18 protein-coding genes and 1 tRNA gene are annotated in these 18,497 nt (G+C 57.7%); 10 read left to right on the top strand and 9 right to left on the bottom strand.

The annotated features are described in order from the left end of the window. The first annotated feature begins 221 nt into the window (after window positions 1–221). From E5334_RS02555 to E5334_RS02545, 3 genes are all read left to right on the top strand, one after another. Window positions 222–1,046, top strand: a complete 825-nt coding sequence (locus E5334_RS02555) for a transporter substrate-binding domain-containing protein (protein WP_136012024.1) — start codon at window positions 222–224, stop codon at window positions 1,044–1,046. A 77-nt stretch (window positions 1,047–1,123) separates the two neighbouring features. Continuing rightward, entirely contained in the window at window positions 1,124–1,777 is a 654-nt protein-coding gene (locus E5334_RS02550) for an amino acid ABC transporter permease (protein WP_136012023.1), read from the top strand. Between the two features lie 7 nt (window positions 1,778–1,784). Next, a complete protein-coding gene (locus E5334_RS02545) occupies window positions 1,785–2,591 on the top strand; it encodes an amino acid ABC transporter ATP-binding protein (protein ID WP_136012022.1) in 807 nt (268 codons plus the stop codon). 335 nt (window positions 2,592–2,926) lie between these two features. Here E5334_RS02545 and E5334_RS02540 read toward each other — a convergent pair whose 3' ends face one another. Further along, window positions 2,927–3,937 (bottom strand): hypothetical protein, encoded by a 1,011-nt coding sequence (locus tag E5334_RS02540; RefSeq protein WP_136012021.1) that lies wholly within the window; start codon window positions 3,935–3,937, stop codon window positions 2,927–2,929. A 442-nt stretch (window positions 3,938–4,379) separates the two neighbouring features. Further along, window positions 4,380–5,471, bottom strand: coding sequence for a branched-chain amino acid aminotransferase (locus E5334_RS02535; RefSeq protein ID WP_275438884.1), 1,092 nt, complete (start codon window positions 5,469–5,471; stop codon window positions 4,380–4,382). A gap of 214 nt (window positions 5,472–5,685) precedes the next feature. Between E5334_RS02535 and E5334_RS02530 the strand changes: the two genes are divergently transcribed. The 5 genes from E5334_RS02530 (at window position 5,686) to E5334_RS02510 (ending at window position 9,630) form a co-directional block, all read left to right on the top strand. Beyond that, window positions 5,686–6,726: a threonine aldolase family protein gene (locus E5334_RS02530; RefSeq protein WP_136012019.1), complete on the top strand. Its 1,041-nt coding sequence runs from the start codon at window positions 5,686–5,688 to the stop codon at window positions 6,724–6,726. Next, on the top strand, window positions 6,719–7,729 hold the full coding sequence (locus E5334_RS02525; protein ID WP_136012018.1) for a DMT family transporter: 1,011 nt from the start codon (window positions 6,719–6,721) through the stop codon (window positions 7,727–7,729). The genes E5334_RS02530 and E5334_RS02525 overlap by 8 nt, the downstream gene beginning before the upstream one ends. Window positions 7,730–7,863: 134 nt before the next feature. After that, on the top strand, window positions 7,864–8,115 hold the full coding sequence (locus E5334_RS02520; RefSeq protein WP_136012017.1) for a zinc ribbon domain-containing protein: 252 nt from the start codon (window positions 7,864–7,866) through the stop codon (window positions 8,113–8,115). A 5-nt stretch (window positions 8,116–8,120) separates the two neighbouring features. Continuing rightward, window positions 8,121–8,831: a nucleoside/nucleotide kinase family protein gene (locus E5334_RS02515; RefSeq protein ID WP_136012016.1), complete on the top strand. Its 711-nt coding sequence runs from the start codon at window positions 8,121–8,123 to the stop codon at window positions 8,829–8,831. A 109-nt stretch (window positions 8,832–8,940) separates the two neighbouring features. After that, entirely contained in the window at window positions 8,941–9,630 is a 690-nt protein-coding gene (locus E5334_RS02510) for an HAD family hydrolase (protein WP_167604269.1), read from the top strand. 287 nt (window positions 9,631–9,917) lie between these two features. On the opposite strand, the gene E5334_RS02505 is transcribed toward E5334_RS02510, so the two are convergent. Then, window positions 9,918–10,844, bottom strand: coding sequence for a DMT family transporter (locus E5334_RS02505; protein ID WP_136012014.1), 927 nt, complete (start codon window positions 10,842–10,844; stop codon window positions 9,918–9,920). A gap of 372 nt (window positions 10,845–11,216) precedes the next feature. Here E5334_RS02505 and mihF point away from each other — a divergent pair, with 372 nt between their 5' ends. After that, window positions 11,217–11,534, top strand: a complete 318-nt coding sequence (gene mihF / locus E5334_RS02500; RefSeq protein WP_136012013.1) for an integration host factor, actinobacterial type — start codon at window positions 11,217–11,219, stop codon at window positions 11,532–11,534. A 983-nt stretch (window positions 11,535–12,517) separates the two neighbouring features. Here mihF and E5334_RS08895 read toward each other — a convergent pair. The 3 genes from E5334_RS08895 to E5334_RS02485 all read right to left on the bottom strand — a co-directional run bounded on the left by E5334_RS08895 (window position 12,518) and on the right by E5334_RS02485 (window position 15,213). Next, a complete protein-coding gene (locus tag E5334_RS08895) occupies window positions 12,518–13,936 on the bottom strand; it encodes a CRISPR-associated endonuclease Cas3'' (protein ID WP_420812479.1) in 1,419 nt (472 codons plus the stop codon). Between the two features lie 81 nt (window positions 13,937–14,017). After that, window positions 14,018–14,782, bottom strand: coding sequence for a copper homeostasis protein CutC (locus E5334_RS02490; RefSeq protein ID WP_136012012.1), 765 nt, complete (start codon window positions 14,780–14,782; stop codon window positions 14,018–14,020). After that, complete coding sequence (locus E5334_RS02485) at window positions 14,782–15,213, bottom strand: type II toxin-antitoxin system HicB family antitoxin (protein ID WP_136012011.1); 432 nt, start codon at window positions 15,211–15,213, stop codon at window positions 14,782–14,784. The genes E5334_RS02490 and E5334_RS02485 overlap by 1 nt, the downstream gene beginning before the upstream one ends. A 75-nt stretch (window positions 15,214–15,288) precedes the next feature. Here E5334_RS02485 and E5334_RS02480 point away from each other — a divergent pair, with 75 nt between their 5' ends. After that, on the top strand, window positions 15,289–15,690 hold the full coding sequence (locus E5334_RS02480) for a hypothetical protein (RefSeq protein ID WP_136012010.1): 402 nt from the start codon (window positions 15,289–15,291) through the stop codon (window positions 15,688–15,690). Between the two features lie 204 nt (window positions 15,691–15,894). Here the strand turns inward: E5334_RS02480 and E5334_RS02475 are convergent. The 3 genes from E5334_RS02475 to E5334_RS02465 all read right to left on the bottom strand — a co-directional run bounded on the left by E5334_RS02475 (window position 15,895) and on the right by E5334_RS02465 (window position 18,450). Further along, window positions 15,895–15,970: transfer RNA gene (locus tag E5334_RS02475), tRNA-Thr, on the bottom strand. 338 nt (window positions 15,971–16,308) lie between these two features. Next, on the bottom strand, window positions 16,309–17,505 hold the full coding sequence (locus E5334_RS02470) for a purine-nucleoside phosphorylase (protein WP_136012009.1): 1,197 nt from the start codon (window positions 17,503–17,505) through the stop codon (window positions 16,309–16,311). A 6-nt stretch (window positions 17,506–17,511) separates the two neighbouring features. After that, window positions 17,512–18,450, bottom strand: coding sequence for a hypothetical protein (locus E5334_RS02465; RefSeq protein WP_136012008.1), 939 nt, complete (start codon window positions 18,448–18,450; stop codon window positions 17,512–17,514). Window positions 18,451–18,497: the final 47 nt, after the last annotated feature.

Genomic DNA, 18,497 nt, shown 5'->3' with positions numbered 1-18,497 from the left:
CTCGATAGCGCCACGGGCCTTGACGCTATTGCACGATCCTTTAGGCAGCATTATTTCCGATGCGTCTCATTCGCTCCTCATTTTGGAGAGGGTCCTTCTCGGAGCACTTTATTGTGGTAAAGTGTCCCCACGAAATAGCCCGCGGCCAGTTGCCAGATCATGCAGTTTCCTGCAGGCAAAGTCGGAGCCGCATCACATCCGCACCCCTTGAGGAGGACCCCATGACCACCACTTTCAAGCGCGTATTCGCGATGTTGGCTTGCTGCTTCGCCCTTCTCGGCTTGGCTGCCTGCGCGCAGTCCAACAGCGCCGCTCCCGAGGCGCAGGCCTCAGACAAGCCCAAGCTCATCGTGGGCTACGACAACTCCTATCCGCCCTACGGCTTCATCGGCGACGACGGCCAGGCTACCGGCCTCGACCTGGATCTGGCCCAGGCCGTCTGCGACAAGCTGGGCTGGGAGCTTGAGTGCGACGCCATCGACTGGGACGCCAAGGACGCCCTGATGAATCAGGGTTCCATCAATTGCATTTGGAATGGCTTCACCATGGAGGGCCGCGAGGACAAGTACACCTTCTCCGAGCCCTACATGCTCAACGAGCAGGTGGTCGCAGTGAAGAAGGACTCTGGCATCAACAGCCTGTCTGATCTCGCCGGCAAGACCGTCGCCACCCAGGTAGACTCCGCCGCGCTGGAGGTGCTCGAGGGCGATCAGGCCGATCTCGCCGCCACCTTTGGCTCCCTCGACCAGCTCTCCGACTACAACAACGCCTTCGCCCAGCTTGAGAGCGGCCTGGTAGACGCCGTGGCCTGCGACCTGTCCATCGCCGCCTACCAGCTCTCCGCCAACCCCGACGCCTTCGTCCAGTTGGCCGTCCCCCTCTCCACCGAGCACTACGCCGTGGGCTTCAAGCTTGGCGACACCGATCGTGCCGAGAAGGTCACCCAGGCTTTGCGCGACCTCACCGCCGATGGCACCGCCAAAGAGATCTGCGACAAGTACGCCGACTACGGCGTGGACTACGAGGGCAACTGGACCCTGAAGTAAGCCTTCGCTCACAGCTATGGCCTCATGGGCTCCGGACGCTCGTGCCGGGGCCCGTTTTCCGTTAAGAAAGGCGCCCTATGGAATTCGCCGTCATGATGAGCATCCTTTTGGAGGGGCTCGTCTTAACTGTCGAGATTTTTGTGGTGACCCTGGTAGGCGCCCTGCCTCTGGGCATTTTGGTGGCCCTGGGGCGCATGAGCCGCTGCAAACCTTTGGCTCTGGTAGTGCGCCTCTACATCTCGCTTATGCGAGGCACCCCGCTGATGCTGCAGCTTATGGCCATCATGTTTTGCCCCTACTACCTCTTTGGGCTCAACATGGGACCCGACTGGAAGTTTTTCGCCTGCGCCATCGGCTTCATCTTGAACTACGCCGCCTACTTCGCAGAGATCTACCGCTCGGGCATCCAGTCGATTCCCCGCGGGCAGTATGAGGCGGCGGAAGTGTTGGGCTATTCTCGGTCGCAGACCTTCATGCACATCGTGCTGTCCCAGGTGATCAAGCGCATCTTGCCGGCCATGGGAAACGAGATCATCACCCTGGTCAAAGACACTTCTCTGGCCTTCGTGCTGGGCATCATGGAGATGTTCAACTCGGCCAAGGCGCTGGCAGCCCGCGAGGTGTCCATGACCCCCTACATCATTGCGGGTCTTATCTATTGGTGCATCAATCTATTCATCGAGCTCATCTTGACTCGCGTCGAGAAGCGCATGAACTATTACCACGATTAGGAGCCTTATGAGCGCGGTAGTTTCTCAAGATACCCAGGCCTCTAAGACTGCTGGGATCGCGTTGCCAGTAGTGAGCCTGGAGCATGGCAAGAAGTCCTTTGGCAATACGCGGGTGCTGCGAGATATATCCCTGTCTATAGACAAGGGCGACGTACTGGCGATCATCGGGCCTTCTGGCGGCGGCAAGTCCACGCTGCTGCGCTGCCTCACCTTGCTGGAGCGCCTGGACGGAGGCACACTGGCCTATGGCTCGCTGGTAGTGGCTAAGAATGAGGATGGCGCGGCCCATTATGGTGGCCCCGCTGTGGAGCACGAAGCGCGTAACCGCTTTGGCTTGGTGTTTCAGAACTTCAACTTGTTTCCCCACTACACGGTGCTGGAGAACCTCTGTGACCCGCAGATCCGCGTGCTCAAGCGCTCGCAGAAAGAAGCCGAGGCTCGCGCCCGCAAGCTGCTAGACCGCATGGATCTGGGCGGCAAAGAGTCCATGGTGCCCTGCGAGCTTTCCGGCGGCCAGCAGCAGCGCGTGGCCATAGCCCGCGCCCTGGCCATGGACCCTGAGGTGCTCTTCTTTGACGAGCCCACCAGCGCACTGGACCCCGAGCTCACCCAAGGCGTGCTACGCGTCATCCGCGACCTGGCCAACGAGTCCATGACCATGGCCATTGTCACCCACGAGATGGCCTTTGCCCGCGACGTGGCCGACCGCGTGATGTTTATGGATGGTGGCACCATCATCGAGCAAGGCAATGCTTCCCAGGTGATCGACCATCCCACCCAGCAGCGCACTCGCGACTTTTTGGCCTCCTACTAGAGGGATTCTTGGATCATCTGGCAGTCTACGCTCCATGGGCAGCCCGCTCCCAGGCAATTGTTGGGCCTGGGGGTGGGCTTTGCTGTGAGGTGTGGGGAGAGCGATCCTGTGGCCTGGAGGCGGCTGCTGATTTGCTTTGGGGGCGGCTGTGCATTTGCTACGTGATTTTTTGAGCTATTTCGTCCAATTCACTACGTGAATTCACGTAGTAAATTCAGAACCCCGAGGTCACAAGAATCATTACCTACGTGAATTCACGTAGGTAATATTCGATCCTGGCAATATACAGCGCTCATGGCCATCAATTAGGAGTGCAATTACCTACTTGCTCGCTTTTACCAAAAAGTACACGGCCCCAAGACAGTCTCTCGAAGCTCATCCTGCACGCTTGGCAGAGGCTCCCGAAGGCGCAACCCTAGTTTCATAGCTATGGTCTTAGCTACGCTATATAAGGCAGCAGGGTTATAGAGCATTTGTTTTGTGACTGGCAGAACATCAATACCCATAGACATAAGAGCTGCCATTCTCTGACGCTCATAATTACTAATTTTATCATTGTGATATTCAGTGCTTTCATACTCGACATCGAGCTTCACGCTGGACCAGAATAAATCTGGCTTCACTATCACTTGGCCTGGAAGTAGCTGATTTGCCGAAGCATCCAACGGCAAGCACGGGTTTGCTTCTGGTTTGGGAAGTCCATAACCCCCTAAATGTGTTGGTGCGGTCAATAGCAGAAAGAGCGCTGCTTCTGCAGGAGAGGCTAAACCGCTAATCAGACATGCTGATGCTTCTTTTGCCTTTGTCCGGTATCTCCGTGACGGATGAATCGATAGATGATTTTGTATTTCATAACTGCTGCAAAGAGGCTGTCCTGCCAAAAAGCCAGAGGACAAATCGGGCCTGGGTCGATACGTCCCACATAGCCAACAGCCCAGGAGAAGTAGTTGGCTTGTGGTAAGCCTCGATGCAGCCCTTCTAAAATGCTCGCTGGGCGAAGTGACATAGATTGCCTGATTGTCGACTTGAGACCTATGAGCTGGCCAAATACGCATCAGTGAGTCTGTAGGTATCGCCGTAAAGCTAGTAGATACAATGCAATTTTTTATTTTGTATGCCTTGGCATGTTTGTCTACCAAAAGAGACATACGTGAATCAGCTGGTTCTAGATAGGACCATATGTCTTTCGTTTCTGCATGAAATTTGGAATTAAGCAATCGACCTACTGCAAGTTTATCGCCTTGGCTATGAGCCATTGCCGCTTTTTGCTCCTCAACTGAGCATGAGTAAAGCTCCATACCAGAAACCAGCGCTAAATGCGCCGAGATATCGCAAAGCACCAACATCGCAATCCCCCTTACTCAGAGAATTAAGCTCACATGATCTTGAGCTTCTTATTCATCTGAATCTCCAGGGCATCTCATACGTTTTTTAAAACTCGGTTATTAGATCACTCTTCTAAGTGCTTCCTCATACACTCGATCTAAAGCCCAAGAGACCGTGTCCGAGGAATACAGCCTGCAACTACACATAGACTCACTAGAAGAAACCAGCAATCCTCGGCCCTCACCTCTCTAGCCACAAACTTGGCTAGAGAGCATCTCGAACCTACTCCATCTCAATGGGATATTTGAGATAGTTCGTAAAGTCCACTATTATTCAACAGCCGGATCGTCATTCATATTCGCCAAAAAGAGCCACAGGCCCACTCACTCGGGACCTGCGGCTCCTACCAGCAGCTAAAGGAACGCACGCCGGCGCCCCAACTCGCACATCGCCATACAGCACTTACACCAGATTGCCCTCGGCGTCGCAAACTTTCACGATCCAGCCCTCGGGAGCGCGTATGGTGCCCGCCTGAATGCCGGTGAGCGTCTCGCGCAGCTTGCCCATCACAGGCCCGATCTCGTCCTTGCCGTCCTCGAAGACCACCTCGTGGTCGCTAGCCACGATCTTTCCCACCGGAGAGATCACCGCAGCGGTGCCGCAAAGGCCGCACTCCACAAAGTCGTCCACCTCGTCAAAGCGCACCGGGCGTTCCACGACCTCCAGACCCAGAATGTCTTTGGCCACCGCCACCAGCGAACGACGAGTGATGGAAGGCAGGATGGAGTCAGTGGCAGAGATGGGCACCACCAAGCGCCCGTCCTTGTCCACAAACATCACGTTAGCGCCACCGGTCTCCTCCACGTACGTGCGGGTGCCGGCATCCAAATACAGATTCTCCGAGAACCCTGCCTCGTGAGCCTTCTCGTAAGGATAGAGGCTCATGGCGTAATTGAGACCGGCTTTGATGTTGCCGGTGCCATGAGGCGCGGCACGATCATAATCAGAGACGCAAATGGTGATAGGCTTGGCGCCGCCCTTGAAATAGGGGCCTACCGGCGTCACCAGGATCCTAAACTGATACTTGTCCGCCGGCTTCACGCCAATGACCTCGCCGGTGGCAAACATCATGGGGCGCACGTAAAGGGTCGCTCCGCCGCCAAAGGGCGGCACCCAGGCAGCGTTGGCGGCCACCACCTGCTTGACGGCGTCGATAAACTTGTCCTCCGGGAAGGGAGGCATGACCAGGCGCTCTGCGGAGTCCGCCATGCGCTTGGCGTTCAGATCAGGCCTGAAGCACACGATAGAGCCGTCCTCGCAGGTGTAGGCCTTAAGCCCCTCGAAGCACTCCTGGCAATAGTGCAAAATGCCGGCGCACTCCGAAAGCGTCACCGTATGGTCCGGCGTCAGCCCGCCCTCGTCCCAGGCGCCGTCCGCATAGTTGCACACGTAGCTGGCGTCGGTGGGCTGATAGCTAAAAGTGAGATTGGCCCAATCCAGGTCTTTTTTCTCCATGGGATCCTCCTGCGCGGTCCGCGAATGCCCGGCAAGCACCGCAGCTTCTCGCCTTTACCCTTGCCGAGAAACCCCGCCGCCGCCTGCGCATCCACATTGCTGGTGGGGCAATTTTACGACCCGCAGACTGACTCCCTGGAATCTGTCACGGTTTAGCAATAGAGCGCGCTCTCACACCGCCACCCTCCCTTCCTCCCTCTATAGTAGTGAGCAGACTGTGTGCCAAACCTGCACAAAATCGCAAGGAGGCGGTATGAGAAGTTTCAAGAACGATTACTCAGAGGGAGCCGCTCCCCAAATCCTCGACGCCCTGGTAGCCACCAACAGCGAGCAGACCGTGGGCTATACCGAGGGAGATTTCTACTGCGAGGAGGCCCGCCAGCTCATCCGCGACGTCTGCGGCCAACCCGATGCCATGGTGGAGTTTTGCATTGGAGGCACCTCGGCAAACCTCATCTGCGTGGCCGGCATGCTCCGCGACTATGAAGGCGTCATCTGCACCCCCGACGCCCACATCGCCACCCATGAGACGGGCGCCATCGGCGCCTGCAGCCGCACAGTGCTCCCCACCCACGACACCAACGGCTTCCTCTCGGCAGAAGAGGCAAACCGCGTCTGGAACTTCCAGATGTCCTGCGACCGCCACATGACCCTTCCCCGCCTGGTCTACACCACCAACTCCACGGAGTTCGGCGGCGTCTGGACCCGCGACGGCTTCGACGAGATTTGCGACTGGGCCGCTGCCCACGACTGCAAGGTCTACGTGGACGGCGCCCGCCTAGGCTGCGCCCTGGAGTCCCCAGGCAATGACCTCTCCCTGCGCCACATCGCCAGCCGCGCCTCCGCCATGACCATCGGCGGCACCAAGAACGGCCTACTCTTTGGCGAGGCCGTCATCATCCGCGACCCCGAGCTTCGCCGCGACTTCCCCTATCTCCAAAAGATGCGCGGCGGCCTCATGGCCAAGGGTCGCCTGCTAGGCGTGCAGTTCGCCGCAGCTCTCAAAGACGGTCTCTACTGGCAGATGGCCCACCATGCCGATAAGTGCGGTCTCACCCTACGGGATGGCCTTGTGGCCGCTGGATTTGAGCCCTACCTGCCCAGCACCACCAACCAGCAGTTCTTTGTGTGCACCCCAGCTCAGCGCGACGCCTTCGAGGCCGCCTGCGGAGCCGAAACCTTCCTCGACCTCCCCGACGGCCGCGTGGTAGTGCGCTTCGTCACCTCCTGGGCCACCCAAGAGCACGACGTAGAAGAACTCATAGCCTTCGCCCAGGACGTCTACCGTGGCTAATCCTGCAGTCGCACAATCGCCTAAAGCCCCAGGCAGCCACCCGCAACCGCCCAGCACTCCATACCCCTCCCGGCCCTCAGGCTTCTGGGCTACCAAAGCGGGCCTTATCGTCGGGGCACTGCTCTGCAACTTCCTCTGGGGCAGTGCCATCCCTGCAGTCACCCAGGGCTACCAGCTGCTTTCCATCGAGGACTCCCTAGGCGGCCAGATGCTCTTCGCCGGAGTGCGCTTCACCGCCTCCGGCATTGCCATCCTCGTCTTCTGGGCCCTCCTGCACCGCAAAACGCCTCAGCTTACCCCGACCACCCTCAAAGACAGCTTCTTCCTCTGCCTCTTGTGGACCGTGGGCCAGTACGCCTGCTACTACGTGGGCATGGCCCATGCCACAGGGGTCTCGGCCTCCATCATCCAAGGGTTCGAGGTCTTTGTGACCCTCCTTCTGGGCGCCCTCTGCTTTCACAGCGAATCCCTTACCCCGCGCAAAGTGGCTGGATCACTCATTGGCGTGGCGGGCATCGCGCTCTTTTCTGGCGGAGGCACGATAGGATTTAGCTGGATGGGCGAGGGGCTTCTCGCCGCCGGCACCGTCTTCGCCTCGGTGGCCTCCCAGCTGTTGGCCAAGTATTCCAAGCGTGCCGACCCCATCGTCCTGGCAGGCGCCCAGTTTGTCCTGGGCGGCCTCATCTTGGCAGCCCTTGGCATCGCCCTAGGCGGCCAGCTGGCCCTCGCCGCACCCCCAGCCTGGGGTATCCTCGCCTGGCTCATCCTGGTGAGCTCGGTGGCCTATGGTCTCTGGTCCTACCTCATCGCCACTCACCCGGTAAGTTCGGTGGTGGTCTGGAGCTTCACGCTGCCGGTCTTTGGTGTCTTGCTCTCCCTAGTGCTTTTAGGCGATCAAGGCAACCCCTTTGGCCTCACTTCCGCTGTCGCGGTGGCGCTTTTGTGCCTGGGAATTTGGCTAGTTGATACAGATTTGCCTAAAAAGCCAGCTAAATCTTACTAATTCGCAATTGCCGCCCGAAATGAACCCGTAACGGTGTATGGTGGATTTGTACACACCCTCTACACAATTGTTCTGCTGGCGCGTGCCGCTCGTCCACATCTCGAGTGCGCCCACTCCTACCGAAGGGTTTTATCATGCGGTGCTCCAACTGCGGCCACGAAGTATCCGAAGACTCCCTCCACTGCCCCAACTGCGGCAAAGAGCTCACCTTCGACTTCTCCCTGCCTCGCATCCCCGCTTCAGACACCCCCGCCGTCGCCGTCCACGAGCCCAAAAAGCACAGCGTCTCCGACCGCGCCGCCTACTTCAAGGGCTTCCAGATGGCCAACACCCTTCTGGGCCTAGTGGTGCTCATCGCCGTGGCCTGCTTCCTCATCTTCGCCTAGCCGCCATGGCCCCCGCAGATTCGCCCCAGCCCGCACGCCCCGCCGCGACACATCCTGCTGTCTCGGACTTCACAATCAACCTCACCGTCAATGGGCTGCCCGTCGCAGCCCATTTTCCTGCCGAGATACTCACCTGCTCCATCCTGCCCCTGGTCCAAAAGATCGTGGCCACCCAGCCCAAGCTGGTGCTTCTGGCGGGCCCTCCGGGCTCCGGCAAGTCCACGTTGTCCCTGGTCATCGAGGCTCTTGCCCAACAGGCCGGCTACCGCCTCCAAGCCCTGGGAATGGACGGGTTCCACCACACCAACGCCTGGCTCGTCGACCATCACCTCTCCCAGGTCAAAGGGGCCCCCGAGACCTTCGATTTCGACGCACTCGCCGCCGCCCTCGTCACCCGAGACCAATGGCCCGTCTACTCCCGCCAGCTCCACGACGTCTCACCCCGCACCATCCCCGTCACCGGCGACACCCTTCTGGTGGAAGGCAACTACCTCCTCTACGACGCCCATCCCTGGAACACACTGGCTCCCCTGGCAGACCTCACCGTCTTCCTCGATGCCGAAAAACCCCTCCTCCGCCGCCGCCTCATCCAGCGCAAAATGGCCGGCGGCCTCTCCCGCGAAGAGGCTCAGCGGTTCTACGAGCGCTCCGATGCGCGCAATGTCGACCTGGTGCTCGACTGCCACCTGCCCGCAGACGTCACTCTGCACCTCTAGCAACACCCTCAGCGCACCCCACCCTCGGTGCACCCTGCCCCTAAAACCTGATAGTCTGGACCAAGAGTCCATCGACCCCTCTTACGGCCCCAGACCTCGCGGAGACCCCATGAGCCCAGCCAGCCCAGCCCAACAATTCACACAGCGCCCAGACCAGCGCCCCGCTCAGCTTCAATGCGTCCTGTTCGACTTCGACGGCACTCTCGCCGAGACCGAGACCTTTGGCCTCGACCTCGACTACGAGGTCTACCGCCACTTTGGCCTCGACGTCGCCCCTCAAGACGCCCAGCGCATCATCGGTTCCGAGGGTATCTCTGTAGTAAACGATCTCTTTGCCTCCTACGGCCGCCCCGATCTCACCTTCGATGACTACCTGGCCGCCCGCAAGGACGCCTCGGTCATCTACCGATCCATGGACCTCCAGCTCATGGACGGCGCCCGCCAGCTCCTCGAAGACCTCCACCGCCGTGGCATCACCCTCGGTGTGGTCTCCACCACCGTTGCCGCCAACCTCCTCTTCGCCTTGGAGCGCCTCGACCTTCTAAGCCTTCTTGACGTCGTCGTGGCAGGCGACATGGTGGACGGCCACTACAAGCCTTCCCCCGTCCCCTACCAAACCGCTCTGCGCCTGGCTCACACCGACGCCGCCCATACCATTGTGGTCGAAGACTCCCCCACCGGCATCGCCGCAGCTCAAGCCGCTGGCATCTACACCATCGCCATGAAGGCCTCCGAGCTAGTCCAAGACACCTCCGCCGCCCAAAAAGAGGTCTCCTCCTTCGCCCAACTCCAGCTCTAATAGAAAAACGGCCCCGGACACCAAAGCATCCAGGGCCATCCATACTCTAAATTTTTACTACGTTAGCAACCTTTTTTTGTAACTAACGTAGTAGTTTTCCAGAGGGCGCCAACACCCTATCTTCCGAGGGCTCGTCCCTATCTTCCGAGGGCTCGTCCCTATCTTCTGGATGCCCCATCCCCACCTTCCGGGCGCCCCGTCCCCATCAGCGCCGCAACACCCTCGTCAGCGCTGTAGCACCCTTATTTTTCAGGACTTTCACCGCAGCCGCCCGGCCTGCGGCCTTATCATTCCGCCTCTCGCGCCGCGCGCGCAGCCCGCACTTTGTCGCGCAGCCACACCCAGCCGTTGCTCACCAGCACGGCCATAAAAATCAGCACAAAGCCGCTCACTACGCGACCGTTCAACACTTCACGACCCGCCAATACCGAGAAGAACACCCCAGCAGGCGACTCCAGCGAGGCTAGCAGCGACCCCTCAGCCGGTGGAACGCGCGTAAACGCGTAATTCATCATCGTCAGGCACACAAACGAGCACATCACGCCAAAGTACGCCAGAGAGCCAAACAGCTCGAGAGTCCACACATTGGCGGCAGGTACCGGCTCAAACAGCGCGATCGCTCCAGAAGCCACGGTCATGAACACAAACTGCCAGGCTGTAAGTGCCCACACGTCCAGCTCTGCGCCGCGGCGCGACACCTCTACCAGCTGCAGCGCATACAGAAGCGCGCAAAACACCGTCAGCAGGTCGCCGGGGTTGATGGGCAGTCCCTGGTCCAATGCCACCAGCGCAAGCCCACCAGAGCACATCACTGCGGCCACCAGATCGTAACGATGGGGCTTTCCCATGCCCAGCACCCAGGCGATGAAGGGCACCATCACGCAGTAGCTGCCGGTGATAAAGGAAGCCTTGCCCGGCGTCGTCATGGTGAGCCCCACCGTCTGCACGGCGTAGCCGCCCCATTCCAGCACGCCCAGCCATAGGCCAACGCCCACCGTGCGCCTATCCAAATGCGCCCGCACCTGCTTCCAAAACGCTGTCATCGTCAGCACCGCCGCAATGCCAAATCGAAGCATGAGCAGCCAAAACACCGGCAGCGACTCGGTGGCGTCCTTCATCATGAACATGGAAGATCCCCAGATAAGCGCGCAGGCCACCAGCATAAGCTTGGCCGCCCCAGGAGTCCGCAATGTCTTTTTCAGCCTTGCGAGCACAAAATCACCTCTAGCAATGTATAAGAACTATGGTATAAGAACTATGGTTTTCAAAGCGAATAGCCGCTCCGATTTATCGTGTCTTCGTTCACAGCAATCCCGAGTATATCGAGAGACTTAATATACTCAGACCGTCAACCACCGACCCTTAATAAGCATGGAACCTAGACTCCACGTCGGTATTGTTCACTAAACATCTTGCACGGTTTATGCAATAATCGCGTTATAGAAAACCTACTATCACGTGGCCTTTTCATTTCATTTTCGCAACGTTGGGCGTTTATTTGCGAAATAGCCCCCATTTTTTGCATCAAAGGCGCTAGGATGAGGTGCATGCAGGTGATTGCAGGTCCTATAGACCAAGGAGAACATATGGCTGACACTAACCCTCAACTCAATCTCATTCCGGAGCAAAGACAGGCAGCCCTCGCAAAAGCTGCCGAAGTTCGCCGTGCTCGCAAGGAAATGCTCGATGCCGTAGCCGCCGGCACGCTCTCCCTCGCCCAAGTCTTCGACCGCGACGACGACGTTGCCAAGCGCACCAAGGTCAAGCGCCTCCTCATGGCACTCCCCGGCGTGGGCAAGGTTCGCTGCCAGTCCCTCATGGAAGTCGCCGGCATTCCCGAGAACCGCCGCGTCGGCGGCCTCGGCAAAAACCAGAAGGCCCAGCTTCTGGATCTCACCGCCTAACTTCCACCCCTCATCACACGCCCCACATGCACGCCCAGGCTCCCGATGCACCTTCTGCCTCGGGAGCCTTTTCATCTCTTGCCGAGAAACCCCACCATCTCAACTCGGCGCCAATCCCTCATCTAAATCCCTACCTCAGTAGGGAACACCATCATCAGTACTACAAGATGGGATCATCCCCGCGTTTCAGGGAACACCGATTCGCTCTTGAGGATTCTCATGTATTCATTAGTATAAATCGCCACCAAGACCAACTCCCCGCAGCAAATTACAGCCTTCAGCGTCACCATTAGCCACGCACTCAAGCATGCAGGCCGGTTCCTCAACCTTCTTAATACTCGTGTCGACCTTAATAAACCCTCTTGGTCTTGTTAGCTTGTGTTTTACTTATCCATCCGCCTTTGCGATATAGTTAGTTCGAAGGTGTTCGCCCCTGGGACAGGCTCCGAGGCAGGCGAACACCTTTTATTTAGGCTTTATTGGGTAGCTCCTCAATGAAGCAGCCATCCTTACAGGCTTCTCCTAGCACAGCATGGAATGTCACTCATAATGACCGCCCTTTCTTTTCTTCTAGGCATTCCAGATCATTATGGACACAAAGAAAGCGGCTACCGAAGTTAAGAAGCGCTCTACAATTTCAATCATGCACTCATTCCTTCCATAATGAAGCGCACCTAATGGAGTCCCTCATTTCCTGGTAATTCTTTATATCCATGGACCATACGATTAGAATATCCTTTCTTAAAGACCGACCTATCCGGTCCTTAAGCAAGGAGTTTGTTCGAACTCATCGCAACATGTATCGCTGAGTTTGAGAAGTGTTTCGCTAAAATAAGAAATAAAAGGGAATAATTGGATATACTTAAGCAGCGGTCTTTGCCCTTGGGATAGGATCCGAGGAGGTAAAGATCGCTTTTCAAGAGCATTCCCACATGTGCGGGGAGCACCGTTCTTCCTGGCTGTATACGTCATAGTAGAGCGGATCATCCCCGCATGTGCGGGGAGCACTCCTCTTTGGCTCGCACCTCGCCGTGGGTTTTGGGATCATCCCCGCATGTGCGGGGAGCACTCAGCGAGACGATCGGTCTCGCGGTTATCCAAGGGATCATCCCCGCATGTGCGGGGAGCACTAAACCGCGTTTGCGCCCGCCAAACCACTGGTGCGCAACGAGCATCTCCTCGGTGGGTTTGTTATTTGATGTTTGATCTCCCATGGTTCCGGGCTTCCATTTGGGAAGCGCGCGGAAGCTTTCATCCAGCGCGGCTTTGCTGTGGAGTAGATGCAGATCCTGGGGTCCTTCGGGACATTGCTCGTGAAGCAAATCGTCTAGCCAGGATTCGACGCGGTCGAACATGGCATTTGAGGTTGCTTGGGTAGGCAAAAGATAGGCAATGCCGCTTTGGCCAAACTTGTGGGCGAGGATCTCGGCTCCTAGGAGTGAGGCTTCTGTCTTACCACAGCCCATGGGTGCCTCAATGATCATGAGGCCAGGTGCATTCATTGCTGTAGCTGCGGTTATAGTAGCGAGCTGTACTGAGTTGAGCTTGGCACCTGCAGGAAGCAATGGGAATCTGCGATGAAAAAGCGTGTTGGGAGCAAGGTCTTCCTCGGCAAACTCAATGGCTTTAGGAAGCCCAAGATATTGCCAGGCCGCTGCTGCACGTTGCTGCAACTCTCCTAAAGAATTCACTGATTGAACCAACGGGAAGAGCTCCGTGTTGGAAGCGACCCAGTCAGCCATGATTTCTATTGCGGTGAGCAGCACCTCTATAGCAGGGGATACAGAAGTCGCAAAGAGCTTTTTTGCCACTTCAGGGCCAAGATATGCTTCAAATGTCGCATTTAACAGCTCTTCTTGAGTAGCGCGCCAAAGCCCTGTGCCCAACACCTCAGACTCAAAGGTATGAATGTCTTTCAAATCCTTTGTGCTGGGATATATGCCGTGATGGCCACCGATGATCGAAGCAATAGTCTGATTGCCATTGGGATATCCCTGTTGACTTTCGAGCCACTCTCCAAATAACACTTGCCCCAAGAAGGCATGAGGCGGCCGATCCACTGGCGTTATCGCGGGGAAACCTGCATTCAAATCTCTTTCCCATAAGTCTCTTAGATACCTATTGTTTTGAAAGGCAGGCGTTGCTTTACCAATATCATGATTTGAAACTATCCACGCTACTACGCACTGAGCATCTTGTTTTGTGAGCCCTAAAGAATTGGCGATGGTAGTTTTGACGCTCTCAGACAAATAATCCCGCCACACTAGCTTGGATACCTCGGCACTATCAAAAAGATGCACGTAGAGAGGCTCCCAAGACAGCCGGTCTTCTCCCGATCCAGTCTTTGCCCACAGCGCTTTAGCCTGATCTGACAATGACTCAATGACGTGATCCCCACCCATGGACTATCACCCTGTGAATGGTATTCCGTTTGATTATTTGCTCAGTTTACCATCCGGATCCATAGATATGAGGGGACTGAGTTATGAAAGGGACTTTAAACACTCCACCAACGCTCTCACAACGGTTGGATCAACACGTGACACTTCATCTGGCTCATAGCCAGGTACCGAGAAGTCCACCCCATGGGCAGCTGTGGCAGCAGCAGGAACAGGGATAACACCAGAGCACGAAGAGTGGAGCTGGGAGACTCCGGTGGTAGCGAGAAGTTGAACGGCGCTGGAGGGACGGACACTAGAGCCGGGGAGAATCTCGATGCGATCGCCCCAGGTAGATTGAAGATGCGCGATGAGAGGGGCTCCCTCGAGAGCTGTGGGGGCCTGACCGCTGGTGAGCAGTCGGTCAACGCCGAGTGACACCAACTGGTTGATGGCCTTATCGGCATTGGGGGTGAGATCGAAGGCACGATGGAAGACTGCGGTGGCGTGAGCTTGGTGGATGAGGTGAACGGCCTCGCGGGTTCGGGCGACATCGACGGCACCGGTGGGCGTGAGACAGCCGAAGGCGATTCCGTGGACGCCGGCGGCTAGAAGGGAAGAGATTTCAGCGAGGAGCTGGGCCCACTGGGCGTCGGTATAGCAAAAGCCGCCAGCGCAGGGTCGGGCCATGGCCACTACCTCGAGGTTTGTATGCTGGCACACGAGCTTGACGGAGGCCTCGGAGGGAGTAAGGCCGCCTAGGGGTAGCGCGGAGTTGAGCTCGATGCGAGAGGCGCCGCCGGCGTGGGCGGCGAGGGCGTCGGCGAAAGAACCGCAGCAAACCTCAAGGGTGATGGGGTGATCAGCCATTAAGATTCCTCAGCTTCGAACATATCCATTAGCACGTTGAGAGACTGACGATCGATGTAGGTTTTACCCTCCACCACATGACCATTGAGAGTTCCTTCTTTCCAGTAATGTTGTATTCGATCTTCGCTCAAAGCCATGATTATCGCAGCCTCAGAGAGTGTCACTTCGTCTGGCTGAGCATCGTTTTCCACAGCCACCGCAACCACTTGCCCACCATGCCTAGGCTTTTGACCCAGTGTTTGCCGAGGCAGCACCCTTCCGTCTTCATGGGCTGCCTCAACTGTCAAGAGCAGCCAATCAGCAGCCATGGCAACAGCATCATCAAAGGAGGCTCCTTCAGTGGCCCCAGGAAGCCCGAAAGGCCACACACCCCACATCTGAGTCGCGTCTTCAGGCGGAGTGATTTCGAATTCGCAGATATATAGACCCATCAGGATTCCTCACGCTTGCTTTAACCATTAGATAGATAGTATGCCGTTGTTCAAGACCTTACTAGGCATAAATCAGTGGCGATCGTCGGCGAGGTTGGCCAGGGAGTCGGGTTTGGCGGCGGCCGTGAGCTTGTCCTGATCGAGTCCCTGAAGAGCGAGTGTACACGATGCGATTCGGTTGCCAAGAATGGCCTCGACGGTTTCGTCCACATGGTCCAGCGAAACAGGTTGGTCCTCCTCGATGGCGGAAAGCCGATGGAGGGTCTGCTGACGGCGGGAATGCAGATTGCGAACTCGCTTGGACTTGCCAAGAAGGCTTATGAGCAAGCATTTGGAGCCAGCAGGAGGGTGATTCTCGTAATAAGGCTGGTGTCGGCAATGGGGTTTTGTGTCGCCCCACTGCTCACTAGCCTTCTGAGCATAGTGCCACTTGCTTTGAGAGCTTGTAAGCAAGCTGGTTGGGGAGGAGCCGCATAGCTCTCGTTCAATTTGGCGCCCCTTTTGGCTCACAGTTAACCCACAACGCAAAAAGGCCACCGACCATATAGCCGATGACCTCGATATCTACACCGCAATAGATTGCAAATTCCGTCTGATATGGTCTGATACGCCAAGCCGTTATTCATTCGATAAATAAATATAGGCCAGAGATACATAGTAGCTCTGGCCTGCGATATTCACTGGAGCCAGTTACCAGACTTGAACTGGTGACCCCCGCTTTACGAGAGCGGTGCTCTACCAACTGAGCTAAACTGGCGCGATCTCATACTATAAGTTCTCACTTGGTCTCATGCAAGTCCATCAAGTCATCCGCACTTTATAGCGCTGCTACCTATATTGAACTGGTAACCCCCGCTTTACGAGAGCGCTGTTCGAGAAGCCCCACCGCATGTCTACTTGAGAGGTTCTCGTTATAAGTGGGTTTAGGTGCACTGGGGTTTTGTAAAACCCCAGTGCAGCTACCCCTTCTAATAACGAATCTGGTGTCCCAATAGCGAACCTGACGCCCCAACTCATGCCACAAAGGCGCTAATAACGAGCCAGTAGCCCCTGGCAGCAGGAAACGCCGGAGAGCGCCGGGACCCGACAAGCAGCCTAGAGCTTGGCAAGGACGCCGCGGATAAGGGCCTCGAAGTCTGCAGCATGGGTGGCGGCGTAAGAAAGCACGGTCTCATGAGTGACTCCGGGAGCGCCGGCTTGGTTAGCCGAGAGGGTGAGTCCCAGCACGTTCATGCCCAAGCCATGAGCCAGCACCACCTCGTTGACCACAGACATGGCAGTGTAAGAAGCGCCGCAGGCAGCCATGGCGCGGGCCTCGGCGGGGCTTTCGAAGCTGGGACCACAGATGCCTGCCAAGACGCCCTCAGAGAGCTGGATGGAGAGGTCGGCCGCCACGCCCTTGCAGATCTCGCGCAGGTAGGGAGTATAGGCGTCGCTCATGTCCACAAAGGGGGTGTCCAAGCCGCGGAGGTTGTCCTCGCCTACCAGCGGGTTCTGCCCAGTGAGGTTGAGTTGATCGGTAATTAAACCAAGTCCCAAAGGCGCCTGGCCTTCGATGGCGCCGGTGGCACAGGCAAAGATAATGTCTTTGCAGCCCAGGTGATGGGCATGGCGCACCAGCGAGGTGACCTGGGAGACCGAGTAGCCCTGGTACAGATGGACTCGGCCGGGATAGACCACCACGGGGACGCCCTCGAGCGTACCAACGGTGACCTCGAAGGAGTGGCCGCTTACCGGGCGGGCGCCCAAGGGGAAGCCGGGGATGTCTTCGTAGGCGATTCGGCGGACAGGGGTGACTGCTTGGGCCAAAGAGCCCAAACCCGTGCCCAGACACAGGGCGACGGGATGCTCCATAGTGGGGTGGCAAGACTCGACAGTGTGCTCATCAACCACGCTAAATCCCTCCTTAGCCAGCAGGTGGGCCGCAATGCCCGCGCCGGCGCGAAGCGTTCCTGTGAAGCTTCCATCATAAACGTGCGAAGTGCCGCAGCTGGGACTTTTGGACTTGAGCACGCACAATGTCGCTCCAGAGCTGCGAGCGGCATCGAGCGCTGCCTGGGCCCCGGCCTCAAAAGCGTCGGTGACGTCGTCGCCGGTGGCCAACACCACCCTATCGCCTCGGATCTCCGCCGGAGGTCTGGGGCTGGCAAGCCCGCCCAGGGTCTCCGGACAGACGGGGCACACCTCCACACCCGGCGCCTCACACAAGTGTTGCACCGCCCAAGAAGGCTTGGCGCCCCCGTCGTAGCGACAAGGAGCGCCAAGCATGCAATCACTTACTACAACACGCATAAGCCGCTAGGAAACCAGCTCGCCAATGGTGAGGTTGGCTTGGGAGAGCAGACCGTTGACGTAGTTGGTCCAGGTGGTGTTGGCGGCGGAGGCTACCTGGGAGTACTGCTGATAGGCTACGTAATAGGCGTTCTGCGCCTGGTTGTAGGTGGCAGAATCTGCCGAGAAGGACTCGTCCTTCAGGGCCGCATAATAGGGGCCATCCTCACGGGCCCAGGTGCCCTTGTCGGCATCCCACTCGTCGCCCAGCAGATTCACGATGTAGGCGCCATAATCGGCGGTGGCGGCGTCGGCGTTGCCGTCGGCAGGCTCGGTGGGAGCGGTAGGCGCGGTGCCGGCATCAGAGCCCACCACCTTGTCGTAGAGCTGCTTAGTGCCCGCAGAGTCACGCACGGTCTCTTTGACCTGGTCCTCGGTCATGCCGTAGTTCTGGGCGATAGTAGCGTAGTCGTCGGTGCCCAGGGTGTCCTTGGCATAGGTAGCCATGTCTTCATCGCTCACTTGGATGCCCTCGGCAGCCACCGCATCCTCCAGGATGGAGTTGCGGGCGCAGGAGAGCACCTCGTCTGCAGAAGGCATGCGGTAGGAGCCGTCATCCTGCTTGGCCTTGTCCACGCCAGAGGACTGGTCCAACGCCTGGCGCGCAGTGATGGTCTTGGTTGCGCCCTTGTAGGTATAAGAGCCCACTGCGCTGTCCAGCTCGCTCTCTTGCAGCGTGGTTTTGCCAGACACCAAACCGGGAGTGCCGCCCAGGGCGAACTTGCCCACCAGCAGGCCCACCACCACTGCGATAGCGGCGATAACCACCGTCTGCACCAGAGTGAACTTGGGCTTTGCAGGGGTCTTGTCAGGCTTGGAGCCTGCAGGCTTGGGAGCCTGGGCCTTATGGGCTGCCTTGGGGGCAGACTCTTGGGTCTCCAGGTTGTCGTTCTTCTCGGTTGCCATAAAACTCTTATCCCTTTCTGTCTAAAATCTTGGCACTTTGGCAGCTT

Source organism: Muricaecibacterium torontonense (assembly GCF_004793925.1).
In the GTDB taxonomy this organism is placed as follows: domain Bacteria; phylum Actinomycetota; class Coriobacteriia; order Coriobacteriales; family Atopobiaceae; genus Leptogranulimonas; species Leptogranulimonas caecicola.
The sequence above is the reverse complement of the archived record's forward strand: the minus strand, read 5'-3'. Positions and strand labels throughout refer to the sequence as shown.